At 73.2% G+C, this 25,276-nt stretch carries 8 protein-coding genes and 1 pseudogene; 8 read left to right on the plus strand and 1 reads right to left on the minus strand.

The window, feature by feature from the left end; translation table 11 throughout:
* Nucleotides 1–40: 40 nt before the first annotated feature.
* The 8 genes and pseudogenes from ACZ59A_RS41205 to ACZ59A_RS41240 form a co-directional block, all read left to right on the plus strand.
* Nucleotides 41–6,610: pseudogene (locus tag ACZ59A_RS41205) on the plus strand (type I polyketide synthase); the annotation flags it as partial.
* Between the two features lie 83 nt (nucleotides 6,611–6,693).
* Nucleotides 6,694–12,462 (plus strand): type I polyketide synthase, encoded by a 5,769-nt coding sequence (locus ACZ59A_RS41210; protein ID WP_470970031.1) that lies wholly within the window; start codon nucleotides 6,694–6,696, stop codon nucleotides 12,460–12,462.
* Entirely contained in the window at nucleotides 12,455–12,892 is a 438-nt protein-coding gene (locus tag ACZ59A_RS41215) for a nuclear transport factor 2 family protein (protein WP_470970034.1), read from the plus strand. The genes ACZ59A_RS41210 and ACZ59A_RS41215 overlap by 8 nt, the downstream gene beginning before the upstream one ends.
* A 49-nt stretch (nucleotides 12,893–12,941) precedes the next feature.
* Nucleotides 12,942–13,409 (plus strand): nuclear transport factor 2 family protein, encoded by a 468-nt coding sequence (locus tag ACZ59A_RS41220; RefSeq protein ID WP_470970036.1) that lies wholly within the window; start codon nucleotides 12,942–12,944, stop codon nucleotides 13,407–13,409.
* Between the two features lie 25 nt (nucleotides 13,410–13,434).
* The gene (locus tag ACZ59A_RS41225) at nucleotides 13,435–14,865 is read left to right on the plus strand and encodes an NAD(P)/FAD-dependent oxidoreductase (protein WP_470970039.1); all 1,431 of its coding nucleotides are present in this window, start codon (nucleotides 13,435–13,437) and stop codon (nucleotides 14,863–14,865) included.
* Nucleotides 14,862–18,746, plus strand: a complete 3,885-nt coding sequence (locus ACZ59A_RS41230) for a type I polyketide synthase (RefSeq protein WP_470970042.1) — start codon at nucleotides 14,862–14,864, stop codon at nucleotides 18,744–18,746. Before ACZ59A_RS41225 ends, ACZ59A_RS41230 begins: the two co-directional genes overlap by 4 nt.
* Nucleotides 18,743–19,153 carry an acyl carrier protein gene (locus tag ACZ59A_RS41235; RefSeq protein ID WP_470970044.1) on the plus strand — a complete coding sequence of 137 codons (411 nt, stop codon included), beginning with the start codon at nucleotides 18,743–18,745 and terminating at the stop codon, nucleotides 19,151–19,153. Before ACZ59A_RS41230 ends, ACZ59A_RS41235 begins: the two co-directional genes overlap by 4 nt.
* Before the next feature lie 147 nt (nucleotides 19,154–19,300).
* A complete protein-coding gene (locus ACZ59A_RS41240) occupies nucleotides 19,301–20,167 on the plus strand; it encodes an alpha/beta fold hydrolase (protein ID WP_470970047.1) in 867 nt (288 codons plus the stop codon).
* A gap of 64 nt (nucleotides 20,168–20,231) precedes the next feature.
* Here the strand turns inward: ACZ59A_RS41240 and ACZ59A_RS41245 are convergent, their stop codons facing one another.
* The gene (locus ACZ59A_RS41245) at nucleotides 20,232–25,262 is read right to left on the minus strand and encodes a type I polyketide synthase (protein ID WP_470970050.1); all 5,031 of its coding nucleotides are present in this window, start codon (nucleotides 25,260–25,262) and stop codon (nucleotides 20,232–20,234) included.
* Nucleotides 25,263–25,276: the final 14 nt, after the last annotated feature.

Genomic DNA, 25,276 nt, shown 5'->3' on the forward strand with positions numbered 1-25,276 from the left:
AATGTCCAACGAAGAGAAGCTTCTCGATCACCTCAAGTGGGTTACGGCCGAATTGCGCCAGACCCGCCAGCGTCTGCGCGAGGTCGATTCCGCCGAGCCGGAGCCGATCGCCATCGTGGGAATGGCGTGCCGCTATCCGGGCGGGGTGCGGTCGCCCGAGGACCTTTGGCAGCTGGTGGCGCGGGGCGGTGACGCCATCTCCGGGTTTCCGACGGACCGGGGCTGGGCGCTCGGCGAACTCTTCGATCCGGATCCCGAGCAGTACGGCACGTCCTATGTGGACCAGGGCGGCTTCTGTTACGACGCGACCGCCTTCGACGCGGCGTTCTTCGACATCAGCCCGCGCGAGGCGCAGGCCATGGACCCCCAGCAGCGGCTGCTCCTCGAAACGGCGTGGGAGGCGTTCGAGCGGGCGGGGTTCCGTCGCGACACCTTGAGCGGCAGCAATACCGGCGTGTTCGCCGGGATCGGTTCCCACGACTATCTGTCGGTCATCGGGAACATCACCAGCGAGGTGGAGGGCTACGTCGGGGCGGGCAACCTCGGCAGTGTGCTGTCGGGCCGGGTGGCGTACTCACTGGGTCTGGAAGGTCCCGCGGTCACGGTGGACACGGCGTGTTCGTCGTCGCTGGTCGCCATCCATCTGGCCTGTCAGGCGCTGCGCCACGGCGAATGCGATCTGGCGCTGGCGGGTGGCGTGGCGGTGATGGCCACTCCGGGGGCGTTCATCGAGTTCTCCCGGCAGCGCGGTATGGCCCCCGACGGCCGCTGCAAGCCCTTCGCCGCCGCGGCCGACGGCACCGGATGGGGCGAGGGCGCCGGGCTCGTCGTATTGGAGCGGCTCGGTGAGGCGCGGCGCCGTAACCACCGGGTGCTGGCGGTGATCCGTGGTTCGGCGGTCAACCAGGACGGCGCGAGCAACGGCCTGACCGCGCCGAACGGGCCCTCGCAGCAGCGGGTGATCCGGCAGGCGCTCGCCAACGCCCACCTGTCCACCGCCGAGGTGGACGCTGTGGAGGGCCATGGCACCGGTACGACGCTCGGCGATCCGATCGAGGCCCAGGCGCTGCTGGCCACCTATGGGCAGGGAAGGGCGGAAGACCGGCCGTTGTGGCTGGGCTCCATCAAGTCGAACCTGGGCCACACACAGGCCGCCGCGGGTGCGGCCAGTGTCATCAAGATGGTGCTGGCGATGCGGCATCAGCTGCTGCCCGCCTCGCTGCACATCGACGAACCGACCCCCCACGCGGACTGGGCCGCCGGTGGCGTACGGCTGCTGACCGAGCCGGTCAGGTGGCCCCGGGGAGAACGGCCGCGCAGGGCCGGGGTGTCCGCGTTCGGCATCTCGGGGACGAACGCCCACCTGATCCTGGAGCAGGCTCCCGAAGCGACGGAACACCCCGCGGCGCGACCGGGCCCCGACGGCATCGGGATGGTGCCGTGGGTGGTGTCGGCGCGGAGCGTTCAGGCGCTACGGGGCCAGGCGCGGGCGCTGACCGAACGGGTGGCCGCCGATGCGGACGTATCGCCTGTCGAGGTGGGCTGGTCGCTGGTCCGTACCCGGTCGGTGTTCGACTACCGCGCGGTGGTCGTGGGCGAGGACCGCGACGAGCTGATGGCGGGGCTCACAGCGCTGGCCGCCGGGGATTCGCATCCGGCCGTGGTGGAGTCGGCCGGTGCGATGTCCGCCCAGGCCACCGCCGCCTCGGGCGCGGGCCCGGTGCTGGTGTTTCCGGGGCAGGGGTCGCAGTGGGCGGGAATGGGCGCCGCGCTGCTGAACGACTCCCCGGTGTTCGCCGCCCGAGTCGCCGAATGCGAACAGGCCCTGGCCCCGTACGTCGACTGGTCCCTCACCGACGTCCTGCGCGGCGCCCCCGACGCCGCCGACCTCGGCCGCGTCGACGTCGTACAACCCGCCCTCTGGGCCGTCATGGTCTCCCTGGCCGCCGTATGGGACGACTACGGCGTGGTCCCGGCCGCCGTCGTCGGCCACAGCCAAGGCGAAATCGCCGCGGCCGTAGTGGCCGGAGCACTGTCACTGGACGAAGGCGCCAAGATCGTCGCGCTGCGCAGCCGCGCGCTGCGCACACTCGCGGGCGGCGGCGCGATGGCCTCCCTCGGCATGGGGCTGGACCGGGCCGAGGAGTTCCTGACCGACCTGGGCGAACGGACGGCAGGTGTCGGCGTGGCCGCCGTCAACGGGCCCGGATCGGTGGTCGTCTCCGGACCCCCCGAGCAGGTCGCCCACGCGGTGACGGCATGCCAGGAGGCCGGTGGCCGGGCCCGGCTGATCGACGTCGACTACGCCTCGCACGGCCCCCAGGTCGACCAGATCGCCGACGAACTGACCGGCCTCCTGACCGGGATCGAACCGGCCCAGGCGGAGGCGGTGTTCTACTCCACCGTCACCGGCGGCCGGTTGGACACGGCCGAGCTGGACACCGCGTACTGGGTGACGAACCTGCGCGAACGCGTCCGCTTCGCCGACGCCGTACGAGCCCTGCTGGACGACGGCCACCGCGTCTTCATCGAAGCCAGCACCCACCCCGTACTCACCGTCGGCATGCAGGAGACCTTCGAGGAAGCCGGAGTCCAGGCCGCCACCGTGCCCACCCTGCGCCGCGACCACGGTGGCCACTCCCAGCTGGTGCGCGCGATCGCCCAGGCATTCACGGCGGGAGTCGAGGTGGACTGGTCCCGCCGGTTCCCCACCGACCCGGCCCCCCGCGCCGTCGACCTGCCGACGTACGCCTTCCAGCGCGCCCGCTACTGGGTCGACCGCCGGGGCGGGCTCAGTGGCGATCCGGCGGAATTGGGGCTGGCAGCCGCCGGGCATCCGCTGCTCGGCGCGGTCGTGGAAGTGGCCGAGGGCGGCACTCATCTGCTGACCGGGCGGCTGTCCCCGCATACCCACCCCTGGCTGAACGACCACCGGGTGCTGGACACCGTGCTGCTGCCCGGGACCGCCTTCGCCGAACTCGCCCTGCACGCCGCCGCCCGAATGGGCTGTGACCAAGTGTCCGAGCTGACCCTGGCCGCGCCCCTGGTCGTACCGGACGGCGAGGCGGTCGATGTCCAGGTGGCCGTCGGCGCCCCCGACCACGGCGGGGAGCGCTCCCTCACCATCCATTCCCGTCCCGCCGCCGAGAGCACCGAGAGCGCCGAGAGCGGTGACGCGGCGTGGACCCGGCACGCCACCGGTTCCCTCGCCCCCTCGCCCGCGACCGCGCCCCTCACACTCGACGGTGCGTGGCCGCCGCCGGGGGCCACACCCCTGCCCGTACAGGACTTCTACGCCCGGCTCGCCGACCACGGATACGCCTACGGCCCGTCGTTCCAGGGGCTCACCGCCGCATGGCGGCTGGACGAGCACCTCTACGCCGAAGTGTCGCTGCCCGAGGACGAACGCGCCTCCGCCACCGGATACGGCATCCACCCGGCCCTGCTCGACGCCGCCCTGCACGCCCGCGCCCTCGGCGTCGCCCCCGATTCCGAGGAGGCGCAGCGGGTCCTCCTTCCCTTCGCCTGGAGCGGTCTGCGGCTGTGCGCCACCGGCGCCGACTCCCTGCGGGTGCGCATCACCCCCACCGCACCGGACCGGTTCGCGCTGCGGGTCTGCGATCCGGTGGGCGCACCGGTGGTGGCCGTGGACGATCTGATCCTGCGGCCCGTACCGGAGGATGCCCGGCTCGGCCGGGCCCGTTCCGCGGGCCGCAACGCGCTGTTCCAGCTCACCTGGGCGCCGCTGCCCCTGCCCGAGGCCGCCGAGGGCGGCCCCGCGCTTCGTACGGCCGTCCTCGGGCCCGGCGGCGCGGAAGCGCTGGCCGGCGCCCTGCCCGAGGCCGCCCGCCATCCCGGACTCGACGCCGCTCGGGCGGCCGTGGCTGACGGCACACCGGCGCCCGACGTCGTGTTCGCCACGGTCACCGCTCCCCCGGGCGCCGACCCGGTCGAGCACACGCATCGCCTCGGCGCGGAGGTGCTCACGCTGCTCCAGCGCTTCCTCGCCGCCCCCGAGTTCATCGGCTCCCGGCTGGCCGTCGTCACCCGCCGCGCGGTCGCCACCCATGGCCATGACGACATCCATGACCTGCCCGCCTCCGCCGTGTGGGGTCTGGTGCGCAGCGCCCAGTCGGAGAACCCCGGCCGTCTGCTGCTGCTCGACCTGGACGAGCACGACGTTTCACCGCGGGCGGTGGCGGGTGCGGTCGCCTCGGGCGAGCCGCAGATCGCGCTGCGCGCGGGCGAGGCGTACGTCGCCCGGCTCGCCCATGACGACGCCGCCAAGCGGCTCGCCCCGCCCGACGGCCCGGCGGCCTGGCGGCTGGGGCTCACCGGTCACGGCAGCCTGGACCACCTCGCCCTGGTCGACTGCCCGGACAACACGCGCCCGCTGAGCCCCGGCGAGGTGCGGGTGGCACTGTACGCGGGCGGGGTGAACTTCCATGACGTCGTGGTGGCGCTGGGCATGGTGGAGGACCCCCGGCCGCTGGGTGGGGACGGCGCGGGGGTGGTGGTCGAAGTGGGCCCGGAGACCGGCCGGTTCGCCGTGGGCGACCGGGTGATGGGCCTGTTCAACGGCACCGGGCCGCTGGTCATCACCGACGGCCGACTCATCACACGGATGCCGGACGGCTGGTCGTACGCGCAGGCGGCGACCATCCCGTCGGCCTTCCTCACCGCGTACTACGGGCTGGCCGATCTCGCGGGGCTGCGCTCGGGCGAGAAGCTGCTGCTGCACGCGGCCACGGGTGGGGTCGGTCTGGCGGCCGTACAGCTGGCCCGGCACTGGGGGGCCGAGGTGTACGCCACCGCGAGCCCCGGCAAGTGGCATGCGCTGCGGGCCCGTGGCTTCGACGACCGCCACATCGCCTCCTCCCGCGCGCTCGACTTCGAGGACCGGGTCCGCGAGGCCGCCGGGTCCGTCGACGTGGTGCTCAATTCGCTGGCGGGTGAGTTCGTGGACGCCTCGCTGCGGCTGCTGGCGCCCGGCGGTCGCTTCATCGACATGGCGAGGACCGACATCCGTGACCCCGCCCAGGTCGGCGCCGAGCACGCCGGGGTCCGCTACCGTGCGTTCGACCTGGTCGGCGGCGCCGGTCCGGACCGTATCCAGCAGCTGCTGGCCGAGCTGTCGGTGCTGTTCGAGGACGGAACGCTGCACCCCCTGCCCACCACGGTGTGGGACATCCGCCGGGCTCCCGAGGCGTTTCGCCACTTCAGCCAGGCCCGCCACATCGGCAAGATTGTCTTGGCGATTCCCCAGTCCCTCGCCCCGGAGGGCACCGTCCTGGTCACCGGTGGCACCGGCACCCTGGGCGCCGCCACCGCCCGCCATCTGGTGGCCCGGCACGGCGTACGGAGGCTGCTGCTGGTCAGCCGCCGGGGGCCGGCCGCGCCAGGCGCTCCCGAACTGGTGGCGGAACTGGCCGAATTGGGCGCGCAGGTCACCGTCACCGCGTGTGACACCGCGGACCGGGCGGCGCTCGCCAAGCTGCTCGAATCCCTTCCCGAGCGTCATCGGCTCACCGCGGTGGTCCATGCCGCCGGGTTGCTGCGCGATGCCACGGTCGAGGCGCTGACCCCCGCTCAGCTCGACGACGTCCTGCGGACGAAGGCGGACGCGGCGTGGAATCTGCACGAACTGACCCGGGACCTGGGGCTTTCGGCATTCGTGCTGTTCTCCGCCGCCGCCGGGCTGCTCGGCGCCGCGGGGCAGGGCAACTACGCGGCCGCCAACACCTTCCTGGACGCCCTCGCCCGGCACCGCCACGCCCAGGGCCTGCCCGCGACCTCCCTGGCCTGGGGCTACTGGGCCCAGGCGACCGGGATGACCGGGGACATGACCGACGCCGACCGGGCCCGGCTGGCGCGGGCGGGCATCGTGGGGCTGGAGACCGAGCAGGGGCTCGCGCTGCTCGACATCGCCCTCGCCAGTGGCCTGCCCACCCTGGCGCCCATCCGCCTGGACCTGGCCGCCATGCGCCGTCAGGCCCAGGACACCGAACCACCGGCTCTCTTCCGCACCCTCGTGCGCGGCGGCGCTCCCCAGGCGGCCGCCAAAGCCGGGGTTTCCGGCACGGACCCGGCGCAGGCGCTCGCGGCGCTCTCCCAGGAGGACCGGCAGCAAGCGCTGCTCAGGCTGGTGCGCGGCCATACCGCGACCGTGCTGGGCCACGACGCACCGGACACCATCCACCCCGCGCAGAACTTCCGGGAACTCGGCTTCGACTCCCTGACCGCCGTCGAGCTGCGGAACCGGCTGAGCACCGCCACCGGGCTGCGGCTGCCCGCCACTCTGGTCTTCGACCACCCCACGCCCACCGCGGTCGTCCGGCTCCTCGACGAGCTGCTGGCCCCGGCCGGGGCGGCCCGGACCGGCTCCCTCCTGGCCGATCTGGACGCCATCGGCGCGGCCCTGGGTGCGGTGGCCGACGACCCGGAGCAGCGGACACGGATCGCGGGGCGGCTGCGGGAGTTGCTGCACAGGGTGGACGGCGATGGTGAAGAGGTGTCCGCCGAGGACGACCTGGACTCGGCCACCGACGAGGAGCTGTTCCAGGTGCTCGACGGCGAACTGAACGCCCCCTTCGACGACAGCCTCCGCTGAGCTTCCCCGCCTTTCGGCGAATGCCCTTCCGGTGAATGCCTTCCGATGAATCCAGACGGCCGTGACGATCGGGTTGATGTGACATGACGGACGACGAGAAGCTCCGCAGCTATCTGAAGCGGGCGACCGCCGATCTGCGCCTGGCCAAACGGCAGTTGCGCGAGGCCGATGAGCGCGCCCGGGAGCCCATCGCCATCATCGGAATGGCCTGCCACTTCCCCGGCGACGTGGCCTCTCCGGAAGACCTGTGGCGGGTGGTGAGCGAGGGGACGGACGTCATCTCGTCGTTTCCCGAGGACCGCGGCTGGGATCTGGACGGCCTCTACGACCCGGATCCCGAGAGCACCGGGACGAGCAGCGCCCGGGAGGGTGGCTTCCTCCGCGATGTGGCCGACTTCGACGCCGACTTCTTCGGGATCAGCCCACGCGAGGCCGCGGCGATGGACCCACAGCAGCGGCTGCTGCTGGAGACGGCGTGGGAGGCGTTCGAGCGCGCCGGTCTCGGGCGCGACGCGCTGAGCGGGAGCGACACCGGGGTGTTCGCGGGGGTGGACTCGTACCACTATCTGTCGCTCATCGGGCAGACGACCAGCGACGCGGCGGGCTATGTCGCCACCGGAAACCTCGGCAGTGTGGTGTCCGGGCGGGTGTCGTACTCCTTCGGGCTGGAGGGGCCCGCGGTGACGGTGGACACGGCGTGTTCGTCGTCGCTGGTGGCGACGCATATGGCCGCGCAGGCGCTACGGCAGGGCGAATGCGCCCTCGCGCTGGCGGGCGGGGTGACGGTGATGGCGACGCCGGGCGGCTTCACCGAGTTCTCCCGTCAGCGGGCGCTGTCGCCGGACGGGCGGTGCAAGGCGTTCGCGGCGGCGGCGGACGGCACCGGCTTCTCCGAGGGTGTCGGACTGCTGCTGCTGGAGCGGCTGTCGGACGCCCGGCGCCACGGCCACCGCGTACTGGCGCTCGTACGGGGCTCGGCGGTCAACCAGGACGGCGCGAGCAACGGGCTGACCGCGCCGAACGGGCCCTCGCAGCAGCGGGTGATCCGGCAGGCGCTCGCCAACGCACGGTTGGCGCCCCGCGAGGTGGACGCGGTGGAGGCGCACGGCACCGGGACGACGCTCGGCGACCCGATCGAGGCCCAGGCGCTGCTGGCCACCTACGGACAGGACCGGCCGGAGGACCGACCGCTGTGGCTCGGCTCCATCAAGTCCAACATCGGCCACACCCAGGCCGCCGCCGGGGTGGCCAGCGTCATCAAGATGGTGATGGCGATGCGGCATCAGCTACTGCCCGCCTCGCTGCACATCGACGAGCCGACCCCGCATGTGGACTGGGCCGCCGGTGACGTGCGGCTGCTGACCGAGCAGATCACCTGGGTGGCGGACGAGCGTCCGCGCCGCGCAGGCGTGTCCTCCTTCGGGATCAGCGGCACCAACGCCCATCTGATCCTGGAGGAGGCGCCGAAGGAGGCGGAGCGGACCCTCACGCGACCGGACACCGATGACATCGGCGTCGTGCCGTGGGTGGTGTCGGGGCACAGCGCCGCGGCGTTACGGGGCCAGGCGCGGGCGCTGGCCGAGCGGGTGGCCGCCGATGCGGACGTATCGCCTGTCGAGGTGGGCTGGTCGCTGGTCCGTACCCGGTCGGTGTTCGACCACCGCGCGGTGGTCGTGGGCGAGGACCGCGACGAGCTGATGGCGGGGCTCACGGCGCTGGCGTCCGGTGACACCCATCCCGGGGTGGTCGAACCCGGCGGCGCCGTGGCCATGGGTGGCACGGGGCCGGTGCTGGTGTTTCCGGGGCAGGGTTCGCAGTGGGCGGGAATGGGCGCCGCGCTGCTGAACGACTCCCCGGTGTTCGCCGCCCGAGTCGCCGAATGCGAACAGGCCCTGGCCCCGTACGTCGACTGGTCCCTCACCGACGTCCTGCGCGACGCACCCGACGCCGCCGACCTCGGCCGCGTCGACGTCGTACAACCCGCCCTCTGGGCCGTCATGGTCTCCCTGGCCGCCGTATGGGACGACTACGGCGTGGTCCCGGCCGCCGTCGTCGGCCACAGCCAAGGCGAAATCGCCGCGGCCGTAGTAGCCGGTGCGCTGTCGCTGGATGAGGGCGCGCGGATCGTGGCACTGCGCAGCCAGGCGCTGCGCACGCTCGCGGGCGGCGGCGCGATGGCCTCGCTCGGCATGGGTCAGGACCGGGCCGAGGAGTTTCTCAGCGGCCTGGGCGAGCCCGCGGCAGGTGTCGGCGTGGCGGCGGTGAACGGGCCCGGATCGGTGGTCGTCTCCGGACCCCCCGAGCAGGTCGCCCACGCGGTGACGGCGTGCCAGGACGCGGGTGGCCGGGCCCGGCTGATCGACGTCGACTACGCCTCGCACGGCCCCCAGGTCGACCAGATCGCCGACGAGCTGACCGACCTCCTGGCCGGGGTCAAGCCGGGGCGCTCCGGGGTGGCGTTCTACTCGGCGGTCAGCGGTGGCCGGTTGGACGCGGCCGAGCTGGACACCGCGTACTGGGTGACGAACCTGCGCGAACGCGTGCGCTTCGCCGACGCCGTACGAGCCCTGCTGGACGACGGCCACCGCGTCTTCATCGAGGCCAGCCCCCATCCCGTGCTCACCGTCGGCTTGCAGGAGACGTTCGAGGCCGCGGGTGTCGGGGCCGTCACGGTGCCCACGCTGCGCCGCGACCACGGTGGGACGGCGCAGCTGGCACGGTCGGTGGCCCAGGCATTCACGGCGGGAGTCGAGGTGGACTGGTCCCGCTGGTTCCCCAACGGCCCGGCCCCCCGCCCCGTCGACCTGCCGACGTACGCCTTCCAGCGCGAGCGCTACTGGATCGACGGCGAATCCGGGCCCGGTGGCGATCCGGCCGGTCTCGGACTGGTGTCCGCGGGCCATCCGCTGCTCGGCGCGGCGGTGGAGCTGGCCGACGGCACCACGCGGCTGCTGACCGGCCGGTTGTCGGCGCGGACCCACCCGTGGCTCGGTGAGCATGTGGTGGCGGGTGCGGTGCTGGCGCCGGGTGCGGTGCTGGTGGAGTGGGCGCTGCGGGCGGCCGACGAGGTGGGCTGCGGTGGCGTGGAGGAACTGGCGCTGCAGCGGCCGCTGGTGCTGCCCGCGTCCGGCGGGTTGCGGGTGCAGGTGGCGGTGGGCGCCCCGGCGGAAGACGGGCGGCGTGAGGTAGCCGTGTACACGTGCCCCGAGGACATCGGGGGTCCCGGCGTGGACGCGGAGTGGGTGTGCCACGCGATGGGTGTGCTGGCCCCGCCCGCCGACGCCCCCGGCGAGGCGGAGGGGCTGGGTGGCGTGTGGCCTCCGGCGGGCGCGGAGCCGGTGGACATCGACGGGTTCTACGAACAGGTGGAGGCGGCCGGTTACGCGTACGGACCGGCGTTCCAGGGCCTGACCGCCGCTTGGCGGCAGGGCGCGGACATCCTCGCCGAGGTGGTCCTGCCCGACGCCGCCGGTGACCGGAGCGGGTTCGGGATTCACCCGGCCCTGCTGGACGCGGCGCTGCATCCGTCGCTGCTCATGGACCGGCCAGAGGGGCAGGAGGACGACGACCGGGTGCGGCTGCCGTTCGCGTGGAAGGGCGTGTCCCTGTGGGCCACCGAGGCGACCCGTGTACGAGTCCGGCTGGCGCGCGACGAGGAGCGGCAGGCGCTGCGGATGACGGTCGCCGACGCGGTCGGTGCACCGGTACTGACGGTGGACTCGCTGGTCACCCGCCCGGCCGGTACGGACGGATGGGCGGCGGCCGCGGCCGGTCGCGGGGTGGACGGGCTGTTCACGCTGGGCTGGACGCCGCTGCCGGTACCCGCCACCGCGCCGTCGGCGCGGTCGGTGGTGGGTGACGGCGGATGGGTGGTGCTGGGCGAGGATCCGCTGAGCCTGGCGGCCTCGGTGTCGAGGGGCGCGGAGGGGGCGGAGGCCGCGGAGGGCGCGGAGCCGGACGGCATGGACCAGGGCGTCGTACGGTACCCGGATCTGGAGGCGCTGATCGCGGCCATCGACGCCGGTGCGCCCGCTCCCTCGGTCGTGCTGACGCCCTGCCACGCGTCGTCCGCGGACGTGGCCGACGCCCGCGAGGGGTTGCGGGCGGTGGACGGGCTGCTGGGGCTGGTGCAGGGGTGGCTGGGCCGGGCCGCGCTGGCCGATGCCCGGCTGGTGGTGGTCACGCGCGGCGCGGTGGCCATGGCCGATGCCGGTGAACACTTGGCGGTGGACCCGGTCGGGGCCGGGGCGTGGGGGCTGATCCGCAGCGCCCAGTCGGAGAACCCCGAACGGTTCGTGCTGCTCGACCTCGGGCCGGGCACCGAGCCCGGCGCCGCGGCGGAGGCGGTCGTCCGCGCGGTGGATCGGCATGAGCCGCAGGTGGCGGTGCGTACGGGACGCGTCCTGGTGCCCCGGCTGGGGCGGGCCGGAGCGGGGTGCGCGCTCCCGGCCGACACCGCGGAAGCGCCGAGTGCCGGTGGGGTGCTCGACCCGGACGGCACCGTGCTGATCACCGGCGGGACGGGCACGCTGGGCGGCCTGGTCGCCCGGCACCTGGTGCACGCCTGGGGTGTCAAACATCTACTGCTCGTCAGCCGAAGCGGCCCGCACGCCCCCGGCGCACCCGAACTGACCGCACAACTGGGCGAGTTGGGTGCACAGGTGCAGGTCCGCGCCGCCGATGTCACCGATCCGGCGGAGGTGGCGGACCTGGTCGCCGGGGTCGACCCGGCGCACCCGCTGACCGGTGTCGTCCACGCCGCCGGTGTGCTGGACGACGCCGTCCTCACCTCCCAGACCCCGGAGCGGCTGGCCCGGGTGTGGGAGCCGAAGGCCACGGCCGCGGCGCACCTGCACGCGGCGACGGCGGATCTGCCACTGGCCCTGTTCGTGATGCTCTCCTCGACGGCGGGCACCCTGGGTTCATCGGGGCAGTCCAACTACGCCGCGTCGAACGCGTTCTGCGATGCCCTGGCCGCCCACCGTCGCGCCCTCGGCCTGCCGGGGGTCTCGGTGTCCTGGGGGCTGTGGGCCGATGCCAGTGGCATGACCGGACACCTGGACGAGGCGGACCGGGCCCGGATGGCCCGCTCGGGCATCGGGGCGATGTCCGGTGACCGGGCGCTGGGGCTGCTGGACGCCGCCGTACGGCACGGTGCGCCGCATCTCGTCGCCATCGATCTGGACGTACGGGCGCTGGCCGGGCAGCCCGCACTCACCCTGCCCGCCCCGCTGCGGGCGCTCACCGGCGGCGGTCCGGCGCGGCGCACCGCCGCGACCGGCCGGGCGCACGCCGACTGGTCCGGCCACCTTGCCGCGCTGCCCCGCGACGAGCAGCACCGGGTGCTGCTCCATCTGGTGCTCACGCACGCCGCGGCCGCCCTCGGCCACGCCGACCCCGGCCGGATTCCGGCCGAACGCGGCTTCCTGGACCTGGGCTTCGACTCGCTGACCGCGATCGAGCTGCGGAACAGGCTGACCGCCGTCACCGGGCTGCGGCTGGCCACCACGCTCATCTTCGACCAGCCCGACCCGGCCGCCCTCGCCGCGCATCTGCACACCGAGCTGGCGCCCGGGGACGTGGATCCGCTCGCCCCGGTGCTGGGCGAGCTGGAGCGGATGGAGGGCACGGTGCTCACCGTCGCCCGGGACGAGGCCGCCTGGGAGGCGCTGCGCAGGCGCCTGCGGAGCACGCTGTCGAAGCTGGACGCCCTGCACGGCGGCCCGGCGGAGGGCGCGGCGGTGAACGGCCGCATCCAGGACGCCAGCACCGACGAGATCTTCCAGTTCATCGACCAGGACCTTGGCCGCGGAGAAGGCGACGGAGAGCACATGGGAGCACACGTTGATTGACGAACGAAGCCGGAAGAAGCTCATTCTCGAGCACAGCCGTCGGCTGAACGCCGCGGACGTGGACGGGCTGCTGGAGCTGTACGCGGACGAGGTCACCTTCGAGGACCCGGTCGGCTCGGGCCGCCGGAGCGGGCGGGACGCGCTGCGGACGCACTTCGAGGAGCTGGCCACGGCGGGCATCGCCGAGGTTCCCGGCGAGCCGGTGGCGGGGCAGGACGGTGTGCACGTACTGGTGCCCGTCACCGCCACCATGGGCTACCTGCCGAAGGGGCCTGAGTTCGCCGACCGCGGCTGGCTGACGGCGCCCGACGCGCCCGAGGACGCCCGCATCACCTGGGAGTACGTGCTGATGGTGCGCGCGGGGGCCGGTGGCCTGATCCAGGAGCTGCAGAAGTTCTGGGGGAGGTCCGACATTGGCATCCCGGAGTGAGCCCCGCGATCCGACGACCCACGACCGCGGAACCGCACAGGAGGCGTTCATGGCCGATGAGGCGACCCTCAGGAAGATGGCCGTTGAGTATGCCCGGCGTATGAATGCCGGTGATGTGGACGACGTACTCGCCCTGTTCTCGGACGACATCGTCTTCGAGGATCCGGTCGGCGCGCCGCCGCTGATCGGCAAGGAGGCGCTTCGCGAACACATCGCGTGGTCCATCGAATGCAAGGTGCACGAGACGCCGGGCCGCCCGGTCACCTCGATGGACGGCCGGCGGGCGGCGGTGCCGACCACGGTCACGGTCTACGCGCCGACCAAACTGACCTTCAGCATCATCGGTGTCATTGAGCTCGGTGATGACGGTCTGGTCCATCACGCCCAGGCGTTCTGGGGCATCACGGACACCAAAGTGGGTGATGGCCCCGAACTCACCGGCGTCGCACACTTCATGGCCGTCACCCAGAACCTCGCTCGGATGGTCCAGGCCAAGGGCAGCCCCAGTCCGATGTAAGTGGTGAAGGGACGAAAGCAGAACCATGACCGAACCGAAGCGTGGAATTGTCCTGGGCGGCGGCTGGGCGGGGATGTTGGCCGCGCATGTGCTCGCCCGCCATCTGGAGAGCGTCACCGTCGTGGAACGCGACGTGCTGCCCGACGGGCCCCGCCACCGCAAGGGCTCACCCCAGGCGCGCCATGTCCATGTGCTGTGGTCGAGCGGCGCCCGTATCGTCGATGAGCTGCTGCCGGGCACCGTCGACCGGCTGCTGGGCGCGGGCGCCCGCCGGGTCGGCTTCCACGAGGACCTGGTGACGCTGACCTCGCACGGCTGGCAGCATCGTTTCCCGCCGCGGCAGTACGCCATCATGTGCACCCGGCCGTTCCTGGACTGGATCGTCCGTGACCAGATCCTGGCGGCCGGGCGGATTTCCGTACGGTCGCGCGCCGAGATCCTGGACCTGGCAGGCGACGGCAAGCGGGTCGCCGGGGTGCGGGTGCGGGACATGGACACCGGGGCCCTCGAAACCCTGGACGCGGATCTGGTGGTCGACGCCTCGGGGCGCGGCTCGCGGCTGCGGCACTGGCTGTCGGCGCTGGAGCTGCCCCCGGTCGAGGAGGACATCGTCGACGCGGGCATCGCGTACGCCACCCGGGTGTTCCGGGCGCCGCCGGGGGCCACCGCCGGATTCCCCGCCGTCAACGTGGCCGCCGACCACCGGGTGCGCCAGCCCGGCCGCTTCGGGGTGGTCTATCCGCAGGAGGACGGCACCTGGATGGTGACCCTGTCCTGCACCCGTGGCGCCGGGCTGCCCACGCACAACGACGACTTCCTGCCGTACGCCCAGACCCTGCGCCACCCGCTCGTCGCCGACCTCATCGCCCTGGCCGAGCCGCTGACGTCGGTGGCGGTCTCCCGCGTCGGCGCCAACCGGCGGCTGTATCCGGAGCGGCTGGACACCTGGCCGGAGGGGCTGCTCGTCCTCGGGGACGCCCTGGCCGCGTTCAATCCCATCTACGGACACGGGATGAGCGCCGCCGCACGCAGCGCCGCCGCGCTCGACGCGGAGCTGGGGCGGTCCGGATACGACCCGGCGCGGACCCGGCGGGTGCAGCAGGCCGTCAGCGCCGTGGTGGACGACCCGTGGATCATGGCCGCGTCCAAGGATGTCGAATACGTCAACTGCCGTACGGACGTGAGGGATCCCCGGCTGACCGGCGGTGCGGTGGCGCGGCAGCGCTTCTCCGATCTCATCTCCGACCGGGCGATTCGCGCCTCCGCGGTGTGTGACGTGGTGACCGATGTGATCAGCCTGACCGCCCCGCAGTCCGAGCTGGCGTCCAGCCGCTTCCTGTCCCTGATGCAGCGGGACCGGCCGCTGCGGGAACTCACCGCGCCGCCGCTGCGCCCCGAAGAACTCGCCCTGGTGGATCTGAATCCGCGCAGCACGGTGGCCGGGCGACTGTCATGACGAACGAGGAGAAGCTCGTCGACTACCTCAGGTGGACGACGGCCGAGCTGCACGAGGCCCGGCAGCGGCTGCGGGATCTGCGGGCGGAGCGGGAGGAGCCGATCGCGATCGTCGGCATGGCCTGCCGCTTCCCCGGTGGCGTCCGCACACCGGAGCAGCTGTGGGATCTGGTGGCCGGGGAACGCGATGCCGTCTCCGGTCTTCCCACCGACCGGGGGTGGGATCTGGAGCGGCTCCACGCTTGCGATCCGGGCCACCATGGCGCCTCGTACGTCCGCGCGGGCGGCTTCATCTATGACGCCGGCGCGTTCGACGCGGAGTTCTTCGACATCGGCCCCCGCGAGGCGGCGGCCGTCGAACCGCAGCAGCGGATGCTGCTGGAGCTGGCCTGGGAGGCCACGGAGAGCGCGGGCATCGATCCGCAGACGCTGCGCGGCAGCTCCACCGGGGTGTACACGGGCGTGATGTACCACGACTACGCCGCACGGCTGACCGAGATCCCGGAAGATCTGCTGGGGCAGGTGGGCAACGGCAGCGCGGGAAGCGTGGCGTCGGGCCGGATCGCGTTCACCCTGGGGCTGCGCGGCGCGGCCGTCACGCTGGACACGGCGTGTTCGTCGTCGCTGGTGGCGATGCATCTGGCCGCGCGGTCCCTGCGCCAGCGGGAGAATGACCTGGCGCTGGCGGGCGGGGCCGCCCTCATGTACACCCCGAGCGTGTTCCAGGTGCCCTCCGGTCAGCACCAGCTGGCCCCCGACGCGCGGTGCAAGTCCTTCGCGGACGCGGCCGACGGCATGGTGTACGGGGAGGGCGCCGGTCTGGTGCTGCTGGAGCGGCTGTCCGACGCGCGGCGCCACGGCCATCAGGTGCTGGCGGTGCTCCGCGGTTCGGCGATCAACCAGGACGGGGCCAGTACGGGGATGGCCGCGCCGAACGGCCCGGCCCAGCAGCAGCTGATCCGGGACGCGCTGGCGAACGCCGGGCTGTCGGCAGCCGATGTGGACGCGGTGGAGGCGCATGGCACCGGTACCGCGTTCGGCGATTCCATCGAGGTGCAGGCGCTGCTGGCCACCTACGGTCAGGAGCGGCCCGCCGACCGCCCCCTGCTGCTGGGGTCGGTGAAGTCGAACATCGGGCACACCCAGGCCGCCGCCGGGCTGGCCGGTGTCGTCAAGATGGTGATGGCCATGCGGCACGGGGTGCTGCCGCGCTCCCTGCACATCGACCGGCCCACCCGGCTGGTGGACTGGCGCAGGGGCGCGGTGCGGCTGCTGACGGAGCGGACGGCGTGGCCGGTGCGCGAAGAGGGTCCGCGGCGCGCCGGGGTGTCCTCCTTCAGCGCGAGCGGCACCAACGCGCATCTGATTCTGGAGCAGGTCCCTCTTTCCGAGGGGAGTCATGTGCCGGACGCCGGAGTGGTCCCCTGGGTGCTGTCCGCGCGTGGTGCGGCGGCGTTACGGGGCCAGGCGCGCGCCCTGGCCGCCCATACGGCCCAGGATGCTGTGCCACCACGCGATGTGGGGTGGTCGCTGGCCACGACGCGGTCGGTGTTCGACCACCGGGCCGTCGTGGTCGGCGCGGGGCGGGACGAGTTGCGGGCCGGGCTGGCGGCGCTGGCGGCCGGCGAGCCGCATCCGGCCGTGGTCGGGCCGGGTGTGGTCCGTACCGGTGGAGCGGTGACCGCGCCGTGCAGGACGGTGTTCCTGTTCGAGGGCGATAAGGAGGTGGCGGGCCGCGAACTGTACGACCGGTTTCCGGTGTTCGCCGCCGCCTTCGACGAGGTGTGCGCGCTGCTGGGGAGGGCGGGGGAACGTCCGCCGCCGGACTCGGATGCCGGGCTGTTCGCGTGGCACATCGCGCTGGTCCGGCTGCTGGACGCGGCCGGGGTACGGCCCGATGCGGTAAGCGGTGGGGTGGCCGGTGAGGCAGGCGGGCATCGCGTCGGTGAGATCGCCGCCGCGCATGTCGCCGGTGTTTTCGACCTCTCCGACGCCTGCCGTCTCGTCGCGGCCGGTCCCGGCGAACTCCCCCGGACCATCGGGACGGTGTCCCTCCGCTGCCCGGCGATCCCGGTCCTCGACGCCGTGACGGGCCTGCCCGTGGACGAGCGGATCAGCACGCCAGGCTACTGGTGCGGCCGCGACCCGGCCGAGCAGCGCCCCGACGCCCCGCACCTGGGCGGGGCCGATGTGGTCTGGGAGCTGGGGCCCGGGCGTGGGCTGCCGGACGGGGCGGCGCCGCTGGTGCTGTCGCCGTTCGGTGGCGACGGCGAACGGTCCGAGGTGCGCGAGCTGTTGTACGCGCTCGCTCGACTGCACACCACGGGCGCCACCGTCGGCTGGGCCGCCCTCTTCGACGGCGCCACACCACCGCGTACCGTCCCGCTGCCCACCTATGCCTTCCAACGACAGCGGTTCTGGCTGGAGAACGCGTCTTTGGCGGATGCCGCGCGGGTGACCGAGACCTGGGTGGACACCGAGTTCTGGGACGCGGTGGAGCACGGGGACGTGGCGGCCCTCACCCGTACCCTCGACGTGTCCGCGGAGCGGCACGGCCCGCTGCGGGAGCTGCTGCCCGCGCTGGCCGCCTGGCGGCGGCAGCGCCGGTGGCGGCACCGGATCGCCTGGCAGGCCATGGCCGAGGTGGTGGCGCCGCGGCTGTCCGGTACCTGGCTGATCGCGTCGGCCGGTGGCCCGCCCGCCGACGCCGTTGCCGCCGTGCTGCGCGAGTACGGCGCCGATGTCGTCGAGCTCGGTCCGGAGGGCCCGTCGGCCCGCGCCCTCGCCGAACGGATATCCGACGCCGCCACCGGCCGGTTCGTCGCGGGTGTGCTCTCACTGTCTGCCCTGGACGCGTCGCAGCCTCCGGCCGACGACGGCCGAAGCCCGGCGCTCGCCCCCACCCTCTCGCTGGTCGAGGCGGTGGAACGGGCCGGGATCGAGGCCCCGGTGTGGGTGGCCACCCGCGGCGCGGTCGGCGTCGGTCGCGGGGATCCGGTGACGCATCCGGAGCAGGCACAGCTCTGGGGCCTGGGCCGGGCCCTCGCGGTGGAACGCCCGCGGTGCTGGGGCGGGTCGGTCGATCTGCCGGAGCGGTTCGACACGCGGGCCGGACGGCGGCTGGCAGGGGTCCTGGCGGGCCTCCACGGCGAGGCCGAAGTGGCCGTACGCGCCGACTGCTGCTTCACGCCCCGTCTGGTTCCGGACGCAGCCGGGCGCGCCACCGCGGAGACGCTCCCCATGCACGGCACCGTGCTGATCACGGGGGCGGCCACCGACCTGGGCGCGCACACCGCCCGCTGGGTGGCCGGAGCGGGCGCGGACCGGCTGCTCCTCCTCGACACCACGGCCCCGGACGACGGCCTGCTCGCCGAACTGACCGCCTCGGGCGCACAGGTGTCGTCCGCCACCGTCGACCCGGCCGATCCGGTCGCGCTCGCCGCCGCCGTGGCCGGGCTTCCGGCCGACGCGCCGCTGTCCGCTGTGCTGCATCTCGCGGTGCCGCCGCCGCATGAGGCCGGGCCGCTGGACACCGCGCACATCGAGCGCATATGGCATGAGGCGGTGGCGGGGGCGAGGAATCTGTGCGCCCTCAGCCTGAAGAACGACCTGTCGGCCTTTGTGCTCAGTTCCTCGGCCGTGGGCGTACTGCCCGGCCCGGGGCTGGGCAATCAGGCTCCGGCCCACGCCTATCTGCACGCGCTCGCGCAGGAGTGCCGGGCGCGGGGCGTCCCGGCGACCTCGGTGTGCTGGGGCACGGGAATGTCCGCACTGTCCTCACGATCGGCGGTCGCCCTGCTGCGGCAGGCGGTCATGGAGGACGCGGTGTCCGTGGTCATCGCGGACACCGACGAAGCATCCACCAAGCGGGAGAAACGATGAACGCATTCACCGCGGTCAATGGCAGCGTCCCCGGAGACTCCTCCGACCCCCAACCGAACGGATCCGCGATGCACACGGAACAGAGCGAGGCCCATCTCGACGGCGCGGCCCTGCACCAGGCGCTGGCCATCGCCACGGCGGAGGAGCGCGAGGACATCCTGCGGGAGACCGTACGGACGCAACTCGCGGACATCCTCTCTCCCACCCCGATCGACGACGACAGCAATTTCCTCGAAAACGGGCTCACCTCGCTGACGGCGCTCGAACTCACCCGCAAGCTGATGACGCTCACCGACGTGGAAATTCCCCTCGTCGCGATTCTGGAATATCCCACCCCCGCCCAGCTCGGTCACTATCTCGCCGAGGCGTACGCGGCGGTCAACAGCGCGGATGGCGCGACGGCATAGCGCGCCGCGATACGCCGACGTCGGGCGGGAGGGGGCTCGTCCCCGCCCGCCCGACGTCTTCTTGCTTCCTTAAGTGCCGCTAATGCGGGGGCAATTGGCCGCCGAGGGATCTCGAAGCCCCCGCGGTGATGCGGCTAGAATTTCCATATGGATCTTTCCGTGCCCGTAACCGACGATGTGAAATTACATTTCCGACACCGGCCTGGAACCGAATCCCCCGTCTTCCTCCTGGTGCATGGCATGGCCTCGAACGCCCGTATGTGGGACGAGGTCGCCGACCATCTGGCCGCCGCGGGCCACCCGGTGTACGCGGCCGACCTGCGCGGCCACGGCGAGTCCGACACCCCGGAGAAGGGGTACGACACCCCGACCGCCGTCGCGGACCTGGTGGCGGCCTGCGCCGCCCTCGGGCTGTCCGAGGTGGTGGTGGCCGGGCACTCCTACGGCGGCAACGTATCGGTGCGGCTGACCGCCGAGCATCCCGAGCTGGTGGCGGGGCTGGCCCTGGTCGACGGCGGCTGGCTCGAACCCGCCAAAGCCTTCCCCACCTGGGAGGCGTTCGCCGGCGCGCTGCGCCCGCCCGCGCTGGACGGCGCCACCGTGCAGAGCGTGAGCGACTACTTCCGGGACATTCACCCCGACTGGTCGCCCGCCGCGATCGAAGCGGCCGTGGCCACCATGAGGGAGAACCCGGACGGTTCGCTCTCCCGGCGTATGACCCTGGAGCAGCACACGTCGATGCTGCGCAGCATCTGGGACGAGCCGCCGGGCCCCTGGTACCCGGCCATCTCGGTGCCCACCGTGCTGATGCCCGCCATTCCCAAGGGCGCGGACCGGCAGTGGGCCGACCGCATCCGCTCGCGCATCGAGGCCACCACGGCCTCGCTGCGCGGTGCGGCCATGCGCGAATATCCGGACTCGGAGCACGATCTGCACGCCCAGCACCCGCGGCGGGTGGCGGAAGACCTGCTCGATCTGGCCCGTACGGTCCGGCAGACCCATGACCTGCACTGACCGGCATACGAAGAGCCCCCCGTACGGCGTGCCGTACGGGGGGCTCTTCGCGAAGGGGCCCCGCTCAGGTGCCCAACTCACGGTCGATGAGGGCGAACACCTCGTCCGCGGTGGCGGCGGCGAGATCCCTCTCGTCCTCCGGCGCCCGTTCCTCGTTCTCGGTGGCCGTGTGCTTCCACAGGAGGCTCCGCAGACGGTTCACCAGACCGGTGCGCCGCGGGTCTTCGGCCGCCATTCCGGTCAGCGCCGCCTCCAGCGCGTCGAGATGTCCGAGCCCCGGGTGGGCGGTGGCGGACTCCTCCGGAGCCAGCTGGGCCAGCAGACAGCCCGCCAGGGTCTCCGGCGTCGGATAGTCGAAGACCACCGTCGTGGGCAGGCTCAGCCCGGTGGCGGCGCGCAGCCGGTTCCTGAGTTCCACCGCGGCGATCGAGTCGAAGCCCAGTTCCTTGAACGGCCTGGCCGGGTCGACCGCCTCCGGTGCCGGATAGTGCAGTACGGCGGCCACATGGCCGCGTACCAGGGCGAGCAGCCGTCCGGCCCGCTCGTCCTCGCCCAGCGGGGCCAGCTCCTCGCGCAGCGCCGCGGCGCCGTCCGCGCCCGTCTCCCCTTCGACGGGCTCCTGTGCGGCCTCGATGGCGTGGCGGGCGGTCGGCACCGTGTCGAACAGCCTGCTCGTCCGGGCGAGGGTGAACAGGGGCGCGAACCGTTCCCAGTCGACATCGGCGATCGTCATCCGCGGATCGTCGTGGTCGAGCACCTGCCGCAGGGCGTTCAACGCCCATCGGGGCTCCAGTGGCGACAGCCCCTGGCGCCGGGAACGCTCGGTGTGCGGGGCCAGCGGGTGCCGCGTGTCGCCGCCGTCCGACAGAGCCCACAGCCCCCAGGCGATCGAGACCGTGGCCCGGCCCTCAGCACGTCGGTATTGCGCGAGCGCGTCGAGGTGGGCGGTCGCGGCGGCGTACGAGCCGTGGTCCCTGCTGCCCCATGCCGTGGCGACGGTGGAGCAGTAGACGACGGTGTCCTCGGGGCCGAGACCGCAGGCCGCCTCGACGTCCGCCTCGGAGTAGATGAGTTGAGCAGAGATCTCGTCGGCCAGCCGGTCCGGTGTCAGCTCCGTCAGCGGTGCCAGCACACCGGAGGTCGCGGTGTGCACGACCGTGTCGATCCGTTCGCCCTCCGCCGCCAGCCGTTCTACGGTACGGACGACACCCGCCCGGTCGCCGGGCACGCAGTCCGCGATCGTCAGCTCGGCGCCGAGCGCGTCCAGCTCGGCCTTCAGCGCGGCGGTCTGCTCACCGTTCTGAGGGCCCAGCAGCAGCACGCGCTTCGCGCCGCTGGCCGCGGCCCATCGGGCGATGTGGGCGGCCGGGCCGGTGGTGTCCCCGGTGATGAGCACGGCGCCGTGCGGCGTCCAGCTCCGCGGCGACGCACCGCCGCCGACGGGGGCGGGGGCCAGCCGTCGCCCGTACGCGCCCGAGGTACGCAGCGCCACCTGGTCCTCGCCGGACGCCCCGGTGAGCAGGGCCCGCAGCCGGTCCGGGTCCAGCGCGTCAAGGCTCGTTGGGAGGTCGAGCAACCCGCCCCACAGGGTGGGGTGTTCGAGTGCGGCGACCCGGCCGAGCCCCCAGAGCTGGGCCTGTGCCGGGGCGGCCACGGGGTTGGCGTCGTCGACGGATACCGCCCCACGGGTGGCACACCACAGGGGCGCCGTGACGTCCGCGTCCACCAGCGCCTGCAGCAGCGTGAGAGTGCCGGTCAGGCCGGTGGCCACGCCACGTGGCCGGGAGTGTGCGGAGGTGTCGAGTGCCAGCAGGGACAGGATCCCGGCCGGTGGCGCCGCATCGGCGTACCGGCCGTGCAGCAGCTCCGTGAGCCGTGCCCGGTCGGTGTCGTCGGCGACGGTCAGCTCCGCCACCCGTCCGCCACCCGCGCTCAGCGCCTGGACGCAGGCGTTCACCCAGTCGTTCACCGTGTCGTGCGTGTCGTCGGCCGGGCGGACGACGAGCCAGGTGTGTGCGCCGGACGGAGTGTTTTCGGTGAGGTCGGTGAGGGGCTGCCACTGGATCCGGTAGCGCCAGGAGTCCACGGCGGACCGCTCACGCCGCTCGCGCCGCCATGCGGACAGCACCGGCAGCACGGTGCCCCACGGCGACCGCGAGCCAAGGTCGTCGGGGAGCCGCAGCGCATCGGAGAGCGCCCGCAGATCCTCGCCGTCGACGGCGGCCCAGAACCGTTCCTCGTCCTCGTCCGCCCTCTGTGCCACGTCCGTCCGCACCGAGTCGGGCAGCCAGTACCGCTCCCGCTGGAAGGCGTACGTGGGCAGGTCGACGGTGCGCGGGGCCGCCGGGCCGGTCGGGTGGAGGGTCGTCCAGTCGACGCCGACCCCGGCGGTGAACGCCTGGGCCAGGGACTGGACCAGCTGCGCCCTGCCCCCGTGGTCGCGGCGCAGCGTGGGCACCGCGACCGCCTCGACACCCGTGTGCTCGAACGTCTCCTGCATGCCGACGGTCAGCACGGGGTGGGTGCTGGTCTCGATGAACGCCCGGTGGCCATCGGCCAGCAGCGCTTCGATGGCGTCGGCGAAGCGTACGGGCTCCCGCAAATTCGTCACCCAGTAGCCGCTGTCCAGGGTGGCGGTGTCGATCCGTCCGCCGGTGACCGTGGAGTAGAACGCCACCTTCGACGCGCTCGGCCGGATTCCGGCCAGAACCTCGGTCAGTTCTCCGGCGATCTCGTCGACCTGCGGGCCGTGCGAGGCGTAGTCCACATCGATCAGGCGCGCTCGCCCGCCCGTTTCCCGGCAGGCGGCCACCGCGTCGGCCACCTGTGCCGGAGGTCCCGAAATCACGGTGGAGGAAGGGCCGTTGACGGCCGCCACTCCGACCTCAGAGGCCCGGTCGCCTAGCCCGGCCAGCAGCGTGCCCGCCTGATCCCGGCCCAGCCCGAGGGACGCCATCGCCCCGCCGCCCGCCAGTCTGCGCAATGCCCGGCTGCGCAGCGCCACGACCTTGGCGCCGTCCTCCAACGACAGCGCCCCCGCCACCACGGCCGCCGCGATCTCGCCCTGGCTGTGGCCCACGACGGCGGCGGGCGTCACTCCGTGCCCGGCCCACGCAGCCGCCAGAGAGACCATCACGGCCCAGAGCACGGGCTGCACCACATCCACCCGGCTCATCCCGGCCGCGCCGTCCGCGCCGCGCAGGACGGCGTTGAGCGACCAGTCGACGTAACGGGACAGCGCCCGCTCGCACTCCGCCACTCGCGCCGCGAACACGGGCGAGGCGTCGAGCAGCCCTGCTCCCATGCCCGCCCACTGCGACCCCTGGCCGGGGAAGACCAGCACCGGCCCGGGCTCGCCCGCCGCGGCGGCGACGCAGGGGTGCACCACTCCCGGGTGTGCTTCCCCGGCGGCCAGCGCCTCGACCGCCGCCAGGAGCGCTTCCCGGTCCTCGCCGAGCACCACGGCCCGGTGGTCGAACAGCGACCGTGTGGTGGCGAGTGACCATCCCACATCGGCCACGGACAGCCGCGGGTCCTCCGCCACCCGTGCCGCCAGCGCCGCCGCCTGTCCCCGCAGGGCCCGCTGGCCGCGGGCGGAGAGCGTCCACGCGGTGACGTCGGCGGCGATGGCGTCGGTGGCGATGGCGTCCGGTACGGCCACCGCGATGGGCTCGGGCGGTTCGGGTGACTCCGCGATCTCGGGCGGCTCGGGCGCCTGTTCCAGGATCAGATGAGCGTTGGTGCCGCTGATACCGAAGGACGACACTCCCGCCCGGCGCGGACGCTCGCCCCTCGGCCACGCCACCGGTTCGGTCAGCAGCCGTACGCCGCCGCCCTCCCAGTCCACATGCGGTGTCGGCTCGTCGACGTGCAGGGTGACCGGCAGGGTCTCCTGCCGGAGCGCCATCACCATCTTGATCACACCGGCCACGCCCGCCGCCGCCTGGGCATGACCGATGTTCGACTTGAGCGAGCCCAGCCACAGCGGCCGGTCGGCCGCCCGGTCCCGGCCGTATGTGGCCAGCAGCGCGTGCGCCTCGATCGGGTCGCCGAGCGAGGTCCCCGTACCGTGCGCCTCCACCGCGTCCACCTGGTCGGCGGCGAGGCGCGCGTTGGCGAGGGCGTGCCGGATCACCCGCTCCTGCGCCACGTCGTTCGGCGCGGTCAGGCCGTTGCTGGCGCCGTCCTGGTTGACGGCCGAACCGCGGATCACCGCCAGCACCCGGTGGCCGTGGCGATGTGCGTCCGACAGCCGCTCCAGCAGCACCAGCCCGACGCCCTCCGAGAATCCGGTGCCGTCGGCGGCCGCGGCGAAGGACTTGCAGCGCCCGTCCGGAGCCAGCCCGCGCTGCCGGGAGAACTCGGCGAACGCGGTCGGGGTCGTGAGCGCGGTGACCCCGCCCGCGAGCGCCAGTTCGCATTCGCCCTGGCGCAGGGCCTGGCAGGCCAGGTGCATCGCCACCAGGGACGACGAACAGGCCGTGTCCACCGTCACGGCGGGCCCCTCCAGCCCGAAGGTGTACGCCACCCGGCCGGACACCACGCTGGTGAGGCTGCCGGTGGTGGCGTACCCCTCGAAGCCCTCGGGGATCCGGGGCAGCCGGGACAGATAGTCCTGGCTGGACACCCCGGCGTACACACCGGTCGGGCTGCCCTTCAGCGACATGGGGTCGATGCCCGCCCGTTCCAGCAGTTCCCAGGACACTTCCAGCAGCAGCCGCTGCTGGGGATCCATCGCCAGCGCCTCGCGCGGGCTGATGCCGAAGAACGAGGCATCGAAGCGGTCGGCCCCGCGCAGGAAGCCGCCGTGCCGGACATAGCTGGTGCCGGGGTGGTCGGGATCCGGGTGGTACAGGCCCTCCAGATCCCAGCCGCGGTCGGTGGGAAACTCCTCGATTCCGTCTCCGGCCGAGGACACCAGCTCCCATAACTCCTCGGGTGAGCCCACCCCACCGGGGTAGCGGCAGGCCATGCTCACCACGGCCACCGGTTCCTGGGACCGCTCCTCCATGTCCCGTACCCGCTGACGGGCCTGCCCCAGATCCACCGTGACCCGCTTCAGGTATTGGCGGAGCTTTTCTTCCGTACCCGACATCAGTCCTCACTCAC

This window comes from Streptomyces sp. NPDC040405 (assembly GCF_055595765.1).

Bases quoted from the DNA above. Each gene is read 5' to 3' on its own strand.
- ACZ59A_RS41210 (WP_470970031.1), top strand. From the start codon at position 6,694: ATGACGGACGACGAGAAGCTCCGCAGCTATCTGAAGCGGGCGACCGCC.
- ACZ59A_RS41220 (WP_470970036.1), top strand. From the start codon at position 12,942: ATGGCCGATGAGGCGACCCTCAGGAAGATGGCCGTTGAGTATGCCCGG.
- ACZ59A_RS41225 (WP_470970039.1), top strand. From the start codon at position 13,435: ATGACCGAACCGAAGCGTGGAATTGTCCTGGGCGGCGGCTGGGCGGGG.
- ACZ59A_RS41230 (WP_470970042.1), top strand. From the start codon at position 14,862: ATGACGAACGAGGAGAAGCTCGTCGACTACCTCAGGTGGACGACGGCC.
- ACZ59A_RS41235 (WP_470970044.1), top strand. From the start codon at position 18,743: ATGAACGCATTCACCGCGGTCAATGGCAGCGTCCCCGGAGACTCCTCC.
- ACZ59A_RS41240 (WP_470970047.1), top strand. From the start codon at position 19,301: ATGGATCTTTCCGTGCCCGTAACCGACGATGTGAAATTACATTTCCGA.
- ACZ59A_RS41245 (WP_470970050.1), bottom strand. From the start codon at position 25,262: ATGTCGGGTACGGAAGAAAAGCTCCGCCAATACCTGAAGCGGGTCACG.